The 16,778-nt window shown below is 59.2% G+C and carries 16 protein-coding genes; 12 read left to right on the forward strand and 4 right to left on the reverse strand.

What is annotated here, in order from left to right; translation table 11 throughout:
- Nucleotides 1–30: 30 nt before the first annotated feature.
- On the reverse strand, nt 31–576 hold the full coding sequence (locus tag HCU66_RS13260; protein WP_205888913.1) for a gamma carbonic anhydrase family protein: 546 nt from the start codon (nt 574–576) through the stop codon (nt 31–33).
- A gap of 62 nt (nt 577–638) precedes the next feature.
- Between HCU66_RS13260 and prlC the strand changes: the two genes are divergently transcribed.
- The 3 genes from prlC (at nt 639) to HCU66_RS13275 (ending at nt 5,160) form a co-directional block, all read left to right on the forward strand.
- Entirely contained in the window at nt 639–2,729 is a 2,091-nt protein-coding gene (prlC, locus tag HCU66_RS13265; RefSeq protein WP_205888914.1) for an oligopeptidase A, read from the forward strand.
- On the forward strand, nt 2,726–3,013 hold the full coding sequence (locus tag HCU66_RS13270; RefSeq protein ID WP_048397319.1) for a YheV family putative zinc ribbon protein: 288 nt from the start codon (nt 2,726–2,728) through the stop codon (nt 3,011–3,013). The genes prlC and HCU66_RS13270 overlap by 4 nt, the downstream gene beginning before the upstream one ends.
- Before the next feature lie 113 nt (nt 3,014–3,126).
- On the forward strand, nt 3,127–5,160 hold the full coding sequence (locus HCU66_RS13275) for a M3 family metallopeptidase (protein WP_205888915.1): 2,034 nt from the start codon (nt 3,127–3,129) through the stop codon (nt 5,158–5,160).
- 8 nt (nt 5,161–5,168) lie between these two features.
- Here the strand turns inward: HCU66_RS13275 and HCU66_RS13280 are convergent, their stop codons facing one another.
- Nucleotides 5,169–5,813 carry a dual specificity protein phosphatase family protein gene (locus HCU66_RS13280; protein ID WP_205888916.1) on the reverse strand — a complete coding sequence of 215 codons (645 nt, stop codon included), beginning with the start codon at nt 5,811–5,813 and terminating at the stop codon, nt 5,169–5,171.
- Nucleotides 5,814–6,029: 216 nt separating this feature from the next.
- Here HCU66_RS13280 and HCU66_RS13285 point away from each other — a divergent pair, with 216 nt between their 5' ends.
- The 3 genes from HCU66_RS13285 (at nt 6,030) to HCU66_RS13295 (ending at nt 9,656) form a co-directional block, all read left to right on the forward strand.
- On the forward strand, nt 6,030–7,088 hold the full coding sequence (locus HCU66_RS13285) for a PA0069 family radical SAM protein (RefSeq protein ID WP_205888917.1): 1,059 nt from the start codon (nt 6,030–6,032) through the stop codon (nt 7,086–7,088).
- A gap of 210 nt (nt 7,089–7,298) precedes the next feature.
- The gene (locus tag HCU66_RS13290; RefSeq protein WP_205888918.1) at nt 7,299–8,030 is read left to right on the forward strand and encodes a carbonic anhydrase; all 732 of its coding nucleotides are present in this window, start codon (nt 7,299–7,301) and stop codon (nt 8,028–8,030) included.
- A 99-nt stretch (nt 8,031–8,129) separates the two neighbouring features.
- Nucleotides 8,130–9,656, forward strand: a complete 1,527-nt coding sequence (locus HCU66_RS13295) for a SulP family inorganic anion transporter (protein ID WP_205888919.1) — start codon at nt 8,130–8,132, stop codon at nt 9,654–9,656.
- 112 nt (nt 9,657–9,768) lie between these two features.
- Here the strand turns inward: HCU66_RS13295 and HCU66_RS13300 are convergent, their stop codons facing one another.
- On the reverse strand, nt 9,769–10,419 hold the full coding sequence (locus HCU66_RS13300; RefSeq protein WP_205888920.1) for a hypothetical protein: 651 nt from the start codon (nt 10,417–10,419) through the stop codon (nt 9,769–9,771).
- A 373-nt stretch (nt 10,420–10,792) separates the two neighbouring features.
- On the opposite strand from HCU66_RS13300, the gene coxB reads away from it, so the two are divergent.
- The 4 genes from coxB (at nt 10,793) to HCU66_RS13320 (ending at nt 15,191) form a co-directional block, all read left to right on the forward strand.
- Nucleotides 10,793–11,920 (forward strand): cytochrome c oxidase subunit II, encoded by a 1,128-nt coding sequence (coxB, locus tag HCU66_RS13305; RefSeq protein WP_205888921.1) that lies wholly within the window; start codon nt 10,793–10,795, stop codon nt 11,918–11,920.
- A gap of 82 nt (nt 11,921–12,002) precedes the next feature.
- Entirely contained in the window at nt 12,003–13,595 is a 1,593-nt protein-coding gene (ctaD, locus tag HCU66_RS13310) for a cytochrome c oxidase subunit I (RefSeq protein WP_205888922.1), read from the forward strand.
- A 117-nt stretch (nt 13,596–13,712) separates the two neighbouring features.
- Nucleotides 13,713–14,270, forward strand: a complete 558-nt coding sequence (locus tag HCU66_RS13315) for a cytochrome c oxidase assembly protein (RefSeq protein ID WP_205888923.1) — start codon at nt 13,713–13,715, stop codon at nt 14,268–14,270.
- A gap of 33 nt (nt 14,271–14,303) precedes the next feature.
- The gene (locus HCU66_RS13320; RefSeq protein WP_205888924.1) at nt 14,304–15,191 is read left to right on the forward strand and encodes a cytochrome c oxidase subunit 3; all 888 of its coding nucleotides are present in this window, start codon (nt 14,304–14,306) and stop codon (nt 15,189–15,191) included.
- A gap of 13 nt (nt 15,192–15,204) precedes the next feature.
- Here the strand turns inward: HCU66_RS13320 and HCU66_RS13325 are convergent, their stop codons facing one another.
- Entirely contained in the window at nt 15,205–15,408 is a 204-nt protein-coding gene (locus HCU66_RS13325; protein ID WP_205888925.1) for a twin transmembrane helix small protein, read from the reverse strand.
- 70 nt (nt 15,409–15,478) lie between these two features.
- On the opposite strand from HCU66_RS13325, the gene HCU66_RS13330 reads away from it, so the two are divergent.
- Together HCU66_RS13330 and HCU66_RS13335 are read left to right on the forward strand one after the other, a co-directional pair.
- Entirely contained in the window at nt 15,479–16,219 is a 741-nt protein-coding gene (locus HCU66_RS13330; protein WP_205888926.1) for an SURF1 family protein, read from the forward strand.
- Entirely contained in the window at nt 16,185–16,778 is a 594-nt protein-coding gene (locus HCU66_RS13335) for a hypothetical protein (protein ID WP_205888927.1), read from the forward strand. Before HCU66_RS13330 ends, HCU66_RS13335 begins: the two co-directional genes overlap by 35 nt.

Below are 16,778 nucleotides of genomic sequence, written 5' to 3' on the forward strand. Positions count from 1 at the left end.
ATAGCGAGACGCTTTCCGTTATCAAGAGGCTTAGTGCTGATCGTAGCCTTCGGCCAGATGCAGATCCTTGAGCTTCACGTAGTTCGCCGCGCTGTAGGTGAAAAAGGCTTTTTCCTTGTCAGTCAGCGGCCGGATCTGTTTCACCGGGCTACCGACATAAAGGAAACCGCTTTCCAGGCGCTTGCCCGGTGGCACCAGGCTGCCGGCACCGATGATCACATCGTCCTCGACCACCGCACCGTCCATGACGATGCTGCCCATGCCGATCAGAATCCGGTTGCCCACGGCGCAACCATGAAGCATGACTTTATGCGCGATGGTCACATCGTCGCCGATCAGTAACGGAAAGCCATTGGGGTTGAATGGCCCGGCGTGAGTGATGTGCAACACGCAGCCGTCCTGCACGCTGGTGCGCGCACCGATACGGATGCGATGCATGTCGCCGCGGATCACTGTCAGCGGCCAGACGGAGCTGTCTTCGCCGATTTCAACGTCGCCGATCACCACCGCCGAGCCGTCGACAAAGGCGCCTTTGCCCAGCAGCGGTGTGTGGTTCTGGTACTTGCGAAGGGTCACGATAGGGTTTCTCTCTGTTGCCGATAGCTGCGGTGAGCGTCGATTGTAATTAAGATGGGCGCATGTTTCTTCCCGCATGTTTTCCAGCCAAGGTACCAACCGTGAGCGTGAACAACCCTCTCCTGCAGTCCTACGACCTGCCGCCGTTCTCGGCGATCCGTGCCGAACACGTGCAACCGGCCATTGAAAAGATCCTGGCTGACAACCGAGCCGCCATCGTCGAGATCCTCAAAACCCAGGGCAAACAACCGACCTGGTCCGGCCTGGTGCTGGCGATGGACGAACTCAACGATCGTCTGGGCGCCGCCTGGAGCCCGGTCAGCCACCTCAACGCCGTGTGCAACAGTGCTGAATTGCGTGAGGCTTATGAGTCCTGCCTGCCGGCCCTGAGTGCCTACGCCACCGAGCTGGGCCAGAACCGTGAACTGTTTCAGGCCTATGAAGCGCTGGCCAACAGCCCTGAGGCCGCCGGTTTCGACGTGGCGCAGAAAACCATCCTGGAGCATGCCCTGCGTGACTTCCGGCTGTCGGGTATCGACCTGCCTGAAGCCGAACAAAAACGTTATGCCGACGTGCAGAGCAAGCTGTCGGAGCTGGGCAGCCGCTTCTCCAATCAGTTGCTCGACGCCACCCAGGCCTGGACCAAGCACATCACCGACGAAGCCGCCCTCGCCGGCCTGACCGAGTCGGCCAAGGCGCAAATGGCCGCCGCCGCGCAAGCCAAAGACCTCGATGGCTGGCTGATCACCCTGGAATTCCCGAGTTACTACGCGGTGATGACCTACGCCCAGGACCGCGCCCTGCGCGAAGAAGTCTACGCCGCCTACTGCACCCGTGCGTCGGACCAAGGCCCGAATGCCGGCCAGAATGACAACGGCCCGGTCATGGAAGAAATCCTCGACCTGCGTCAGGAACTGGCAAAACTGTTGGGCTTCGCCAGTTTCTCGGAGCTGAGCCTGGCCACCAAAATGGCCGAATCCAACGATCAGGTGCTGAGTTTCCTGCGCGACCTGGCCAAACGCAGCAAGCCGTTCGCTGCCCAGGATCTGCAACAGCTCAAGGCCTACGCCGCCGAACAGGGTTGCCCGGATCTGCAAAGCTGGGACAGCGGTTTCTACGGTGAAAAACTGCGTGAGCAGCGCTACAGCGTCGCTCAGGAAACCCTTCGCGCGTACTTCCCGATCGACAAGGTTCTGGGTGGTCTGTTCAGCATCGTCCAGCGCCTGTACGGCATCGAGATCGCCGAGCTGAAAGGCTTCGATACCTGGCACCCGGACGTTCGCCTGTTCGAAATCAAGGAAAACGGCCAGCACGTCGGCCGGTTCTTCTTCGACCTCTATGCCCGCGCCAACAAGCGTGGCGGTGCCTGGATGGACGGCGCCCGCGATCATCGCCGCACGATCAATGGCGTGCTGCAAAGCCCGGTGGCGAACCTGGTGTGCAACTTCACCCCGGCCGACAGCGGCAAACCGGCCTTGCTGACCCACGACGAAGTGACCACCCTGTTCCACGAATTCGGTCACGGCCTGCATCACCTGCTGACCCGCGTCGAGCACGCTGGCGTGGCCGGCATCAATGGCGTGGCCTGGGATGCGGTCGAGCTGCCAAGCCAGTTCATGGAAAACTGGTGCTGGGAGCCGGAAGGCCTGGCGCTGATTTCCGCTCACTACGAAACCGGCGAACCGCTGCCTCAGGATCTGCTGGAGAAAATGCTCGCGGCGAAGAACTTCCAGTCCGGCCTGATGATGGTCCGTCAACTGGAGTTCTCGCTGTTCGACTTCGAATTGCACGCCACCCACGGCGACGGTCGCAGTGTGCTGCAAGTGCTCGAAGGCGTGCGCGACGAGGTTTCGGTCATGCGTCCGCCGGCCTACAACCGCTTCCCCAACAGCTTCGCCCACATCTTCGCCGGTGGTTACGCCGCGGGTTACTACAGCTACAAGTGGGCCGAAGTATTGTCCGCCGATGCCTTCTCGAAATTCGAAGAAGACGGCGTGCTCAATGCCGAGACCGGTCGTGCGTTCCGTGAAGCGATCCTGGCACGGGGCGGTTCTCAGGAACCGATGGTGCTGTTCGTCGACTTCCGTGGCCGTGCACCCTCGATTGACGCACTCTTGCGCCATAGCGGCCTGAGTGAGGACGCGGCAGCATGAGTGAGGGACCTGTGATTACCAAAAAACGCTTTATCGCCGGGGCGGTTTGCCCGGCCTGCAGCGAGCCGGACAAGTTGATGATGTGGAGCGAAGACGCAGTTCCGCATCGCGAGTGCGTGGCCTGCGGTTATTCCGACACACTGAATGAACAAGGTCTGTCGGTGCCCAAGGAATTGGGCACCCGGGTCAACACCTCGGCATTGAAGGTGCCGGATGCCAAAGTCCAGGCCGTGCAGTTTTTCCCGAACCCGAAGTTGAAGAAAAAGCCTGACGAACAGCACTGACTGAACACCACCTTCCACTTCCAATGGGGTGGAAGGTGGTATCTATCTACCACCTTTGCCCTGCGCTTCCTTTTTAGGCTGACCACATTCAGCCTCCATTCAAGGAAGACGCCATGCCCGATATCAATCCACTTCTGCAGCACTGGGATCTGCCGCCCTATTCGGCCGTCCGCACCGAACATCTGGTGCCGGCCATCGACAAAATCATCAGCGACAACCATCAGGCCATTGCCGACATCATCGCCAGCCAATCGGCATTTGCGACCTGGGACGACCTGGTGTTGGCGGTCGATGAAACCGATGCACGCCTGGACGAAGCCATGGGCATCATCGAAACCCTCTCCATGATTAAGCACGACGGCAATGCCTGGGAAATCGCCAGTGGTATGTGTCGCGATGCAGCGACGCAGTACAAAACCGAAAAGTGGAGCAATCAGGCGCTGTTCCAGGCCTATCAACGCCTTGCGCAAAGCCCGGCCGCCGCGAATTTCGATGAGTCTCGCAAAGCGGTGCTGAACAAGATTCTGCGCAGGTTTCGTTTCTCTGGCATCGATTTGCCCCTCGATCAACGGCAGCAACTGGCTCGCCTGAATCGCGACATCAGCGCCCTCGAGGACCTGTTTCTAACGCATCTGGAAGAGGCCAGCGCAGCCTGGAGCAAGCGCATCGACGACATCGCCCAACTCAACGGCCTATCCCAGGTGACCACAGATCGCCTGGCACTCAACGCACAGCAGGCAGGACATGCGGGCTGGCTGATCACCCTGGACCAGGACACCTACAATCAAGTCATGGCCTATGCCGAAGATCGCTCCCTGCGTGAAGAATATTTCGTTGCCTTCAATACTCGAGCCTCCGATCAGGGCCCGCACGCCGGGCAATTCGATAATGGTCCGGTGTTGGAATCGCTGTTGGCTCAGCGTCATCGCAAAGCCCGACTGCTGGGGTATGAAAACTTTGCCCAACTGAGCCTGGCAAAACGGATGGCGGACTCAACCGCACAGGTCAGCGGATTCCTGCGTCGACAAGTGGCGCTGAAAACACCGAGCTTCGAGGAAGATGCGCAAGCGCTCGAGGTTTTCGCGGCCGGCCAGGGCATCGCTGAGGTACAGCCTTGGGACCACGAGTTTCTTGCCGAAAAGCTGCGTCAGCAATACCTCGATACCCCCCTGACAAACCTGCGCGATTATTTTCCCCTGGAAGGGACCCTGCGCCGAATCTGCCTGTTCAGCGAGCGCCTGCTAGGGGTCCGGATCGTTGAGCAAACAGAGTTCAGTCGCTGGCATGACAGCGTCCGTCTGTTGGAAGTCAGCGAGCATGGGCAGGTGATCGGGTACATTTACCTCGACCCGTTCCATCGCAAGGAAGCCCCTGACTACCCATGGACCGCAACACCACGCAACCGGCGGGTGGACGCCGAAGGCCGATTGACCCTGCCGATTGCCGTTATTCACGCCAACTTCACTGAGGTTGTGGCTGATCAGCCTTGTCTGCTGACTCATCTGGATCTGCGGGTGCTTTTCCATGAATTTGGTCACTGCCTGCACCACGTTCTGACTCGTTCACCGCACTACACCCTTTCAGGCATCTCCCAACTGGGACGCGACACGGCGGAGTTTTCCGGGCAACTCTTCGAACGCTGGTGTTTTTCACGAGAGTTTCTACGGTGGTTGGCGGCCCACTATCGGACCGGTGAACGCTTGAGCGAGGCTCAAATCGATAAAGCACTGACATCGATTCAAACCCATAGCAGCTGGCAGACAGCCAGATTACTGATGGCTGGCTTGTTTGATTTCCAATTGCACCGCTCCCAAGGCGATGGCCGTAGCGTTCGACAAATATTCGAAGACGTACAGCGGGAAATTCCTCACCTGAAACTGTCTTCCTACAGCCGACTCGCCAACAGTTTCGATTACATGGTGACCGGTTATGGCGCGTCGGTTTACGCCTACAACTGGTCAGATGTGCTGGCCGCCGAAGCCTTCAAACGCTTTGAACGGGATTGGGTTTTCAACGCCCAAACAGGTAAAGCTTTTCGCGAAGCCGTTTTTTCACCTGGGGATTCGCGCTCTCTATTGTCATCGTTAGAGGCGTTTCTGGGACGGCCGCTTGCCGAGGATCTTTTCCCAGTGGCTGTAGATAGCTGAAACGACGGTTACTCGATGTGGGCCGAGTTGAACCAACTCTTCATCGAGCACATGGCAAACGGACTGGTGCTGCAATCACCATTGGTCAGTGCCATACGAAGTTTGTCGACATCGGCCTGCATCATGTAACGCACACCATCCTTGAAATGGGTGCTGTCACCAAAACCGCCCTGGGTCATTTCGTTCAGGGCATCCTCTTTACTCCAGCCCTGCACCACCACCCGGTACATCGCGGCCATCAGACCAGTGCGATCCGAGCCGTGCTTGCAGTGCATCAACACCGGACCTTTGGCCTCGGCGGCCTGAATCGTGCGAAGGGCCTTGAGTACATCACTGTCATCCACGTGATTGGTACGGTAGGGCAACTGTATCTGCGTGATATCTGGTGTGGACAACCAGGTTGAATCCGCCTCGGGCAGGAAGTTGATGACGGTTGCTACCTTGAGTTTCTTCAGCAACGGCACCGCCCCGCCGTCCGGCAACGCGCTGCGATAGAGGGTCGGGGACATCTGATAGAGGTTGTATTGAACCTCCACCGATTGAGCCCAGTCCGTCGGCCGCGGCGGTGGGGTATCGTCGGCCCGGGCCAGTGACAGAGGAAAAGTTGCAGCCAACGACAGACAAAACGCTGGGAAAAGGCGGGGTTGGGACATGCTCAGACGACCGTGTGGGAAGAGACAACTGGATGACACCCAGATTCAGCTTTGAGCGGTCAAAGTCCTGTGAGCCATCTGTCAAAGAATCGTGAATAGGTCGATCCGGGATAGGGACGTGACGGCTATCGTCCGGGGTCGACAAAGCGCCCAGTGGCACTGGTCATATGAGCAGCGCCTCTATACTGTATATAAAAACAGTACAGAGGCGTTTTCATGTCTACCCCTCTTCCCCCGCGCGGTCGCGGCACCGCCACCAACCCGCATAACCGTTTCGCGCCAAGCCGTTCGGTGGCCGAGGATGACGGCTGGTATCAGGAAGCGCCGATCACCCAAGGCACCGAGGTGCACTTCGAGACAGCGAAAACCATCATCACCCGCAACAACTCGCCAGACTTACCCTTCGACCGTTCGATCAACCCCTATCGCGGCTGCGAGCACGGCTGTATTTATTGCTACGCACGGCCCAGCCACGCCTACTGGGACATGTCACCAGGGCTGGATTTCGAAACCAGACTGATCGCCAAGACCAACGCCGCCGATGTGCTGGAAGAACAACTGTCCAGGCGCGGCTATCAATGCGCGCCGATCAACCTGGGCTCCAACACCGACCCTTATCAGCCGATCGAGCGCGAGCACAGAATCACCCGCAAAATTCTGGAAGTGCTGCTGCGCTACCGCCACCCGGTGACCATCGTCACCAAGGGCTCGCTGATTCTTCGCGATCTGGACCTGCTGGCCGAACTCGCCGGGCAACGGCTGGTGGCCGTAATGATCAGCCTCACCACCCTGGACGATGAACTCAAACGCATCCTCGAACCCCGCGCCGCGGCGCCCAAGGCACGATTGCGGGCGATCCGGGTGATGCGCGAAGCCGGGATTCCTGTGGGTGTTTTGTGCTCACCGATGATTCCGATGATCAACGACAGCGAACTCGAGAGCCTGCTGACCGAAGCCCATGGGGCGGGCGCCCAGAGTGCGGCATACATGATGTTGCGCTTGCCGCTGGAAGTGGCACCGTTGTTCGAAGAATGGCTGGCTGCCCACTATCCTCAGCGCGCAGCCCACGTGTTGAGCCTGATCCGCCAGAGCCGTGGCGGCGACCTCTATGACAGCCGGTTTGGTGCCCGAATGCGCGGTGAAGGGCCGTTTGCCGACCTGTTGGCGCAACGCTTTGCCAAAACCATCAAACGCCTGGGGCTCAATCGTCGGGAAGGTTTCGATCTGGATTGCGAGGCCTTTTGTCCGCCGGGTCGCCAGATGTCATTGATTTAAGGACAATTGACCTATTGTGGAGTAGTGAAAAAGACACGCCACGTTTACGCTGGTCACGTTTTTCGTGACCTGGAACACACGTTCTAGAGCGTTTGATTCAGTTTGAGTTAAGCTTCAGCCGCTACCTTGTTCATCGAGTGACTGACGGGTCTGGAATCTCGACCTGGATGTTTTTTATACAGCCACTGGCTTCAGCAAAGAGGATGAATCATGAGTGACAAGGATAAACAGCCTTTGGCTGCATCGGCTGCAGCCCAACCGGAGGCGGAAACCGCCGATGCAGCGCTGCAGCATATCGTTGACGGCTTTTTGCATTTTCATCACGAGATCTTTCCGCAGCAGGAAGAACTCTTCAAAAAACTCGCCACGGCCCAGCGGCCTCGGGCGATGTTCATCGCGTGCGCCGATTCGCGCATCGTTCCCGAACTGATCACCCAAAGCGCCCCCGGCGATCTGTTCGTGACCCGTAACGTCGGCAACGTCGTGCCGCCTTATGGGCAAATGAACGGCGGTGTTTCCACGGCCATCGAATACGCAGTGCTGGCCCTCGGCGTGCAGCACATCATTATCTGCGGCCACTCCGACTGTGGCGCCATGCGCGCGGTACTCAACCCACAAAGCCTGGAAAAGATGCCGACGGTCAAAGCCTGGCTGCGTCATGCGGAAGTGGCTAAAACCATGGTCCAGGACAACTGCCATTGCTCGGATGAAAACGAGAGCATGCACATCCTCACCGAAGAGAATGTGATCGCTCAGTTGCAGCATTTGCGCACGCACCCGTCGGTGGCCTCGCGCATGGCCAACGGTCAGCTGTTTATCCATGGTTGGGTCTACAACATCGAAACCAGCGAAATCCAGGCTTACGACGCCGATATGGGGTGTTTCCTGCCACTCGATGGCAGCCATCCGATTCCGGTGGCGACGCCCAAAGCGCGCTTCTAAACCCTCCTAAATCCTCCTAAATCCAGTGTGGTTTAGCCGAGGCTGCTGATCAGGCAGCCCGGCTTTGCCATGCCTGAAGAAAACGTCGGGAGAGTCACCATGCGTGCCGCTCAATTAAAAGCTGTTCTGCCACGGGAGCTGCTGGCTTCGGTGGTTGTGTTTCTGGTCGCCCTGCCCTTATGCATGGGAATCGCCATCGCCTCGGGGCTGCCCCCGGCCAAAGGCCTGATCACCGGCATCATCGGTGGGCTGGTGGTCGGCTGGCTTGCCGGCTCACCGCTGCAAGTCAGCGGTCCGGCGGCGGGTCTGGCGGTATTGGTGTTCGAACTGGTGCGCCAGCATGGTATCGCCATGCTCGGGCCGATCCTGTTGCTGGCGGGTTTTCTGCAATTGGTGGCCGGGCGCTTGAAACTGGGTTGCTGGTTTCGGGTCACGGCGCCGGCTGTGGTGTATGGCATGCTCGCCGGCATCGGTGTGTTGATCGTGTTGTCACAGGTGCATGTAATGCTCGATGCCGTGCCCAAGCCTTCGGGGCTGGATAACCTGGCAGCCTTCCCCGCTGCCGTGATTCAGGCTTTGCCTTCGTTTGGCTGGCAAGCGGGTTTGCTCGGGCTGTCGACCATGGCCGTGATGTGGCTATGGGAGAAGCTGCGCCCGCATTCCCTGCGTTTCGTGCCTGGTGCATTGCTGGGAGTCGGTCTGGCAACGATCGCCAGCCTGGCGCTCGCCTTGCAGGTTAAACGCGTGGAAGTCCCGGCCAACCTGGCAGAAGCCATCGACTGGTTGCGCCCCGCTGATCTGCTTAACCTGGCAGACCCGACCCTGCTGATCGCCGCCTTCGCCGTGGCCTTTATCGCCAGCGCCGAAACCCTGCTCTCGGCTGCCGCCGTGGATCGCATGCACAGTGGCCAGCGCTCGGATTTCGACCGCGAATTGTCGGCGCAAGGTGTGGGCAACATGTTGTGTGGCCTGCTCGGCGCGCTGCCGATGACCGGGGTGATCGTGCGCAGCTCGGCCAACGTTCAGGCCGGCGCCACCACCCGACTGTCGACGGTGTTTCATGGTCTGTGGTTGCTGGCTTTCGTACTGCTGCTATCGAGCGTGCTGCAAAGCATCCCGGTGGCGAGCCTGGCAGGCGTTCTGGTTTATACCGGTTTCAAACTGGTGGACCTCAAGGCCTTTCGCGGTCTGGGCCGTTATGGCCGGATGCCGATGTTCACCTATGCGGCGACAGCACTGGCAATCATCTTCACCGACCTGCTGACCGGTGTGCTGATCGGCTTCGGCCTGACGCTGGCCAAATTGGCCTGGAAGGCTTCGCGCCTGAAAATCAGCCTGATCGATCTGCCGGCAGAGGGCGAGATGGAGCTGCGACTGGTGGGGGCGGCAACTTTCCTCAAGGTTCCGGCGCTGACCCAGGTGTTGGGGAGCATTCCCGCAGGCGCAACGGTGCATGTGCCGCTCAATAACCTGAGCTACATCGATCACTCGTGCCTTGAGTTGCTGGAGGAATGGGGGCGGGCCAATGCGGCCAAGGGTTCTAAATTATTAATTGAAGCGCGGGGGTTGAAGCGCAGGCTTGAAGGACGGTTGCGTACCACGACTGGAGTAGGCTCAGCCGCTTAAACCACTTGTAGGAGCGAGGCTTGCCCGCGAAGGCGGCGTGTCAGTCGACATCAATGTTGAATGTCAGGCAGCCTTCGCGGGCAAGCCTCGCTCCTACAGGGGTTGCTTGGATTTACGCGGCTGGCTGATCCAGCTCCAGCTCCACGCCCAATTGGCGCGACAGGCACGGCCAGCGCTTCCACGCGGCGCCGGTGTCCGGGCTGTTGAGTTGCTCGCGGTAGGCCTCCACCGACTCCAGCGCGAAACTTTCATCGTTAAGCATCTCGTCCACGGCGTGATGCACTGCCTCATCCAGTTGGTTGGCGAATTCCTCGCCAATCAATTGGTGGGCAATCAGGTTGGCAACCGTCATGTCCAAAGGGATCAGTGGCTGGCCAAAATGCTTGATGTACAGGTCGTTGACCTCTTCAACCAACCGATGCGCCAGATAAGCTTCGTCCAGCAGGCTGTCCAGGCCAACGTGACCGGCCATGATCGCCGGCGGCTGGAGGAAAAACTGCTCGGCGATTTTCAGTACCGGCTTGATCTGCGATTCGATACCCGCTTCCCTGGCGACTTCATTGGCTGCATCCAGCAGGTCTGGCACTTGTTCTATGTACGCGGCCACAAAACGCGTCATCACGCCGTTGGCGTCGACATCCGGCAATTGGATGGCGCAGTGAAGGTGCGGCAGTTGGGTTTCCAGCTGACGAGTCAGCAGGCCGGTTTCGGCTTCATGTTGTTTGGCTTTTTGGATCTGCTCGCGCAATGCGGCGGTGTTCATGAAAACTCCAGGAAACAAAGGCAATGAAATAGGGAAGACATAACTTAGCTGGCTTAGGAAAAAGGCTAAGACGCATTTGTCATAATTATTTCATTCTTGAGACGCCTGCGTTATATCGATTTGCCACCACTCGTCTACATCCTTCTCCATTCGTGACCTGGAACGCAAGTCCAGGCTGTTTCAGTTGATTTACGCCATCGCGTTGCGAGGTGGCAGTCGCTGTCTATACTCGCTTCTGAATGGAGTTAGCTGATGACACCCGACTGCATAGGCAGCAAGGCTCGGCGATTCAAGTTCGTGGTCTGAAAAAAGCCGCTCCCTTGCCGCAGGCGTTACGCCTACGGGATAACAAGAACGATAAGGGGAACCCGCAATGATGCGACATCCACATGTCTGGATGGGCCTCCTGTTGTGGTCGATTTTCAGTCAGGCGCAAGCGGCCTGGACTGTCAATATGGCGCCTGGAGCGACTGAGATCAGTCACGCAGTATTCGATCTGCACATGACCATTTTCTGGATCTGTGTGGTGATCGGCATCATCGTCTTCGGCGCCATGTTCTGGTCGATGATGGTCCATCGCCGCTCGACCGGGCAGGTGGCCGCCAAATTTCATGAAAGCACTACCGTTGAAATCCTCTGGACCGTCGTGCCCCTGCTGATTCTGGTGGCCATGGCGGTTCCCGCTACCGCCACCCTGATCAAGATGTACGACAACACGGAGCCGGATATCGATATCCAGGTCACCGGTTACCAGTGGAAGTGGCACTACAAATACCTGGGTCAGGACGTCGAGTTTTTCAGCAACCTGGCCACCCCCGCCGATCAGATCCACAACAAGGAAGCCAAGAGCGAACACTACCTGCTGGAGGTCGACAAGCCGCTGGTGCTGCCGATTGGTGCCAAGGTGCGCTTTCTGGTGACCTCCGCCGACGTCATCCACTCTTGGTGGGTGCCAGCCTTCGCGGTCAAGCGCGATGCGATTCCGGGCTTCGTCAATGAATCCTGGACCCGTGTCGACAAACCCGGCATCTACCGTGGCCAGTGCGCCGAGCTGTGCGGCAAGGACCACGGCTTCATGCCGATCGTGGTTGAGGTCAAGGAGAAGGCCGACTACGAAAAATGGCTCGGCGAGCGCAAGGCGCAAGCCGCGCAACTCAAAGAGCTGACCAGCAAGGAATGGACCCTCGACGAACTCAAGGAGCGCGGCGACAAGGTCTACCACACCACCTGCGTGGCCTGTCACCAGGCCGAAGGCCAGGGCCTGCCGCCGATGTTCCCGGCACTCAAGGGCTCGAAAATAGCCACCGGCCCGATCAAGGACCACCTGAACATCGTCTTCCACGGCAAGCCAGGCACCTCGATGGCGGCATTCGGCAAGCAACTCTCGGAAGTCGATATCGCAGCGGTCGTGACCTACGAACGTAACGCCTGGGGCAATAACAAAGGCGACATGGTCACCCCTAAAGAAGTGCTGGAGCTCAAACAGGCGGAAAGCAAATGACCCGGTCTATTGCGCACCCAAGGAATTGGTCGGGGTATGACGCTCCGATTCGCCCAGCCCACCCGTTTGCAGGAGACAGGACATGACTGCTGTAATCGATGACCATGTTCATACCGGCACCGCCCACGCCCACGGCCCCGCCAAAGGCCTGATGCGCTGGGTGCTGACCACCAACCACAAGGATATCGGCACGCTGTACCTGTGGTTCGCGTTCTCCATGTTCCTGCTGGGCGGCTCGTTCGCCATGGTGATCCGAGCCGAGCTGTTCCAGCCGGGACTGCAAATCGTCCAGCCGGAATTCTTCAACCAGATGACCACCATGCACGGTCTGGTGATGGTCTTCGGTGCGGTGATGCCGGCCTTCGTCGGTCTCGCCAACTGGATGATCCCGTTGATGGTCGGCGCGCCGGACATGGCCTTGCCGCGGATGAACAACTTCAGCTTCTGGCTGTTGCCGGCCGCATTCCTGCTGCTGGTATCGACCCTGTTCACCCCCGCTGGCGGCCCGAACTTCGGCTGGACCTTCTATGCACCGTTGTCGACGACCTACGCGCCGGAAAGCGTGACGTTCTTCATCTTCGCCATCCACTTGATGGGGATCAGTTCGATCATGGGGGCGATCAACGTGATCGCGACCATCCTCAACCTGCGCGCCCCCGGCATGACGTTGATGAAAATGCCGCTGTTCGTCTGGACCTGGCTGATCACCGCGTTCCTGCTGATCGCGGTGATGCCGGTACTCGCCGGCTGCGTGACCATGATGCTGATGGACATCCACTTCGGCACCAGTTTCTTCAGCGCCGCCGGTGGCGGTGATCCGGTGCTGTTCCAGCACGTGTTCTGGTTCTTCGGTCACCCCGAGGTGTACATCATGATCCTGCCGGCCTTCGGTGCCGTCAGCTCGATCATTCCGGCCTTTTCGCGCAAGCCGCTGTTTGGCTACACCTCGATGGTCTATGCCACGGCCAGTATTGCCTTCCTGTCATTCATCGTCTGGGCGCACCACATGTTCGTGGTCGGCATTCCGCTGGTGGGCGAGTTGTTCTTCATGTACGCGACGCTGCTGATCGCGGTGCCGACCGGCGTGAAGGTGTTCAACTGGGCCAGCACCATGTGGCAAGGCTCGCTGACCTTCGAGACGCCGATGCTGTTCGCCGTGGCGTTCGTCATCCTGTTCTCCATTGGCGGGTTCTCCGGGTTGATGCTGGCCATCGCCCCGGCGGACTTCCAGTACCAGGACACCTACTTTGTGGTGGCGCACTTCCACTACGTGCTGGTACCGGGGGCGATCTTCGGGATCTTCGCCTCGGCTTACTACTGGCTGCCGAAATGGACCGGCCACATGTACGACGAAACCCTCGGCAAGCTGCACTTCTGGCTGTCTTTCATCGGCATGAACATGGCGTTCTTCCCGATGCACTTCGTGGGCCTGGCGGGCATGCCACGGCGGATTCCGGACTACAACCTGCAGTTCGCCGACTTCAACATGGTGTCGTCGATTGGCGCATTCATGTTTGGTGCCACGCAGATCTTCTTCCTGTTCATCGTGATCAAGACCATTCGCGGCGGCGAGCCAGCACCGGCCAAGCCGTGGGATGGCGCAGAAGGCCTGGAATGGAGCATTCCATCGCCCGCGCCATATCACACCTTCACCACACCGCCGGAAGTGAAATGAACAACCTCGGTCCTGTAGGAGCCGGCTTGCTGGCGATGAACGCAGCGCGGTGTGTCAGACACTCCTCCTTCGCTGGCAAGCCAGCTCCTACAGGATTTGGCGTAGAGGCTGGAAATAATGGCTGACTCGATCTCGATGAAGAAACTGGTCACCCGTCTGGTGCTGGTGGTGGTGGCAATGTTTGTCTTCGGCTTTGCCCTGGTGCCGATCTACGACGTGATGTGCAAGGCGTTCGGCATCAACGGCAAAACCGCCGGGCAGTATGAAGGCGAGCAGACGGTCGACGCCTCGCGGCAGGTTCGCGTGCAGTTTCTGTCGACCAACGCCGCCGGCATGACTTGGGACTTCTACCCCAAGACAGATGAGCTGACCGCGCACCCCGGGGCGGTGAACGAGATGATTTTTATCGCCCACAACCCCACCGACCGGCCGATGAGCGCCCAGGCGGTGCCGAGTATCGCGCCGAGTAATGCCGCTGCGTACTTCCACAAGACCGAATGTTTCTGCTTTACCCAGCAAGTGCTGCAGCCCGGTCAACGCATCGAGATGCCGGTACGGTTCATCGTTGACCGCGACATGCCCAAGGAAGTGAAGCACCTGACGCTGTCCTACACGCTGTTCGATATCACCGCACGTCATCCGCCCGTGGCTGTAGCAGCCAACACTGGCGGTTAGGCGTTAAAGCGTGCCCGATAAGGAGAACAATAAATGGCAACTCATGAACATTATTACGTTCCAGCCCAGAGCAAATGGCCGATCATCGCCACGATCGGCATGCTGGTCACGGTGTTCGGCCTGGGCACCTGGTTCAACGACCTGAGGGCTGCGCGACCGGAGTCCCATGGCCCGCTGATCTTTTTCGTCGGCGGGCTGCTGCTGGCCTACATGCTGTTCGGCTGGTTCGGGACGGTGATAAAGGAAAGTCGCGCGGGGTTGTACAGCCCGCAACTCGATCGCTCGTTCCGCTGGGGCATGAGCTGGTTCATTTTCTCGGAGGTGATGTTTTTCATCGCCTTTTTCGGAGCACTGTTTTATGTGCGCAACATCGCCGGCCCGGCACTGGGCGGTGAAGGCACCAAAGGCCTCGCTCATATGCTGTGGCCGACGTTCGAGTTCACCTGGCCGCTGCTGAACAACCCGGACCCGAAACTTTTTCCCCCACCCAAGGAAGTCATCGGTCCCTGGGGCTTACCGCTGCTCAACACTGTGATTCTGGTGAGCTCCAGCGTCACCATCACGATTGCTCACCACGCCTTGAAGAAAGGCCATCGCGGCGCACTGAAAATCTGGCTGGCGCTGACCGTGTTGCTCGGCTGCACGTTCCTCGGTTTCCAGGCCGAAGAATACCTGCATGCCTATCGCGAGCTCGGCCTGACCCTGGGCTCCGGCATCTACGGTGCAACGTTCTTCATGCTCACCGGTTTCCATGGCGCCCACGTGACCATCGGCACCATCATCCTGTTCGTGATGCTGATGCGCATCCTGCGCGGGCACTTCGATGCCGACCACCATTTCGGCTTCGAGGCGGCGGCCTGGTACTGGCACTTCGTGGATGTGGTGTGGATCGGTCTGTTCGTTTTCGTCTACGTGATCTGAGCCTTGGCTCTCACTACCAAGGCGCGTGAGACACCAGCTGGCCGCTGAAAAAACCCCAGGCGATCAAGCCGACGGTGATGGCGGCCAACGCAACACGAACACTCAAGGCGATGACCAGGCGATTGGAGTGGCTGTCGTCCTTGACCAGAAAAAACAGGCCGCTGAACAGGCTGACAACCGTGGCAATCAGCATCAGGACGATAGCTGCTTTGAGCATGGTGACACTCCGGGGGACAGGCGATGCATTTGAGTATAGCTATCGCAACGACCGACTTTCTGGCGACGCCATGAAGCGCTTTCGGCCGGGCTTCGTGCCGACCCTCGCAGTCGCGGTGCTGCTGCCTTTACTGGTGTCGCTCGGCTTCTGGCAGTTGAGCCGGGGCGCGGAGAAAAGCACGCTGCTGCAAAGCTACGCCGAGCGCCGGGCGGCCGAACCGATGGCCAGCACCGAACTGCAACACACTGCAGATCCGGCCTTCCGCCGGGTTCGCCTGCACGGCCGGTTCGATGCAGAACACAGCCTGCTGCTGGACAACCGGCAGCGCGACGGCAAGGTTGGGGTCGAGTTGCTGCAACCGTTTCAGGATCAGGCCACCGGCCTCTGGCTGCTGGTCAATCGCGGCTGGCTGCCGTGGCCGGACCGGCGCACACCGCCGTCATTCACCACACCGACTGAGGCATTGAGTCTCGATGCCTGGGTCTATGTCTCCCCCGGCGCAACGTTCCAGTTGCACGCCGACCCCAACGCCACCACCTGGCCACAGCTGATCACCGCCGTTGAGCCGGCCAGGCTGTGGAAGGCGCTTGAGCGTGACGGTTTCGCCTACGAATTACGCGCGCAAAGCGGCCCCGCAACCTACCGGGCCGATTGGCCGGTGGTGGCTATAGGGCCGGAAAAACACCTGGCTTACGCCGTGCAGTGGTTCGCCCTGGCGATCGCGCTGTTCGGCCTTTATCTCTATCTCGGATGGCACAACGCAAAGGAGAACCATAATGGGAGCGGCCATGAATCCACCCGGCATGTCTGAAGCAAAAGCGCCGATCAATCGGCGGCGCGGGCGCTTGCAGTTGTTGCTGATCGTCCTGGGCGTGGTGGGTCCGATGATCCTCGCCACCGGCATGTACAAATTGCAGTTCTGGGTGCCGGAGGGCCGCAGTTATCACGGTGAACTGATCGGCAACGGCCAGACCCGCGCCGACATCGGCGTACAGGTACAAGAAGACCGCTGGCAATTGCTGGTGACAGCACCCAAGGACTGTTCAGTGGACTGCCAGCAGCTGGTTTATCTGGCGCGGCAGATCCAGATCGGCCTCGGACGCGATGCTGCCCGCGCCAGCCATGCGCTGGCCACCGCGCAACCGCTCAACAGTGATTACGCGACTAAACTTCAACGCGAGTACCCGCAGTTGCAACGTTATTCATTGGACCTGTCGTCCTACACCAAAGGCGCCCAGAGCAATGACACGCCGCACCTGTGGATCATCGACCCTCACGGCAATCTGGTGCTGCGTTACGACCCGACGGTGAAGGGCAAGGACCTGCTCAACGACCTGCGCCACCTGCTGAAACTGTCGAACATCGGATAA

The sequence above is a fragment of the Pseudomonas frederiksbergensis genome, from assembly GCF_017114915.1.
Lineage (GTDB): Bacteria > Pseudomonadota > Gammaproteobacteria > Pseudomonadales > Pseudomonadaceae > Aquipseudomonas > Aquipseudomonas frederiksbergensis_I.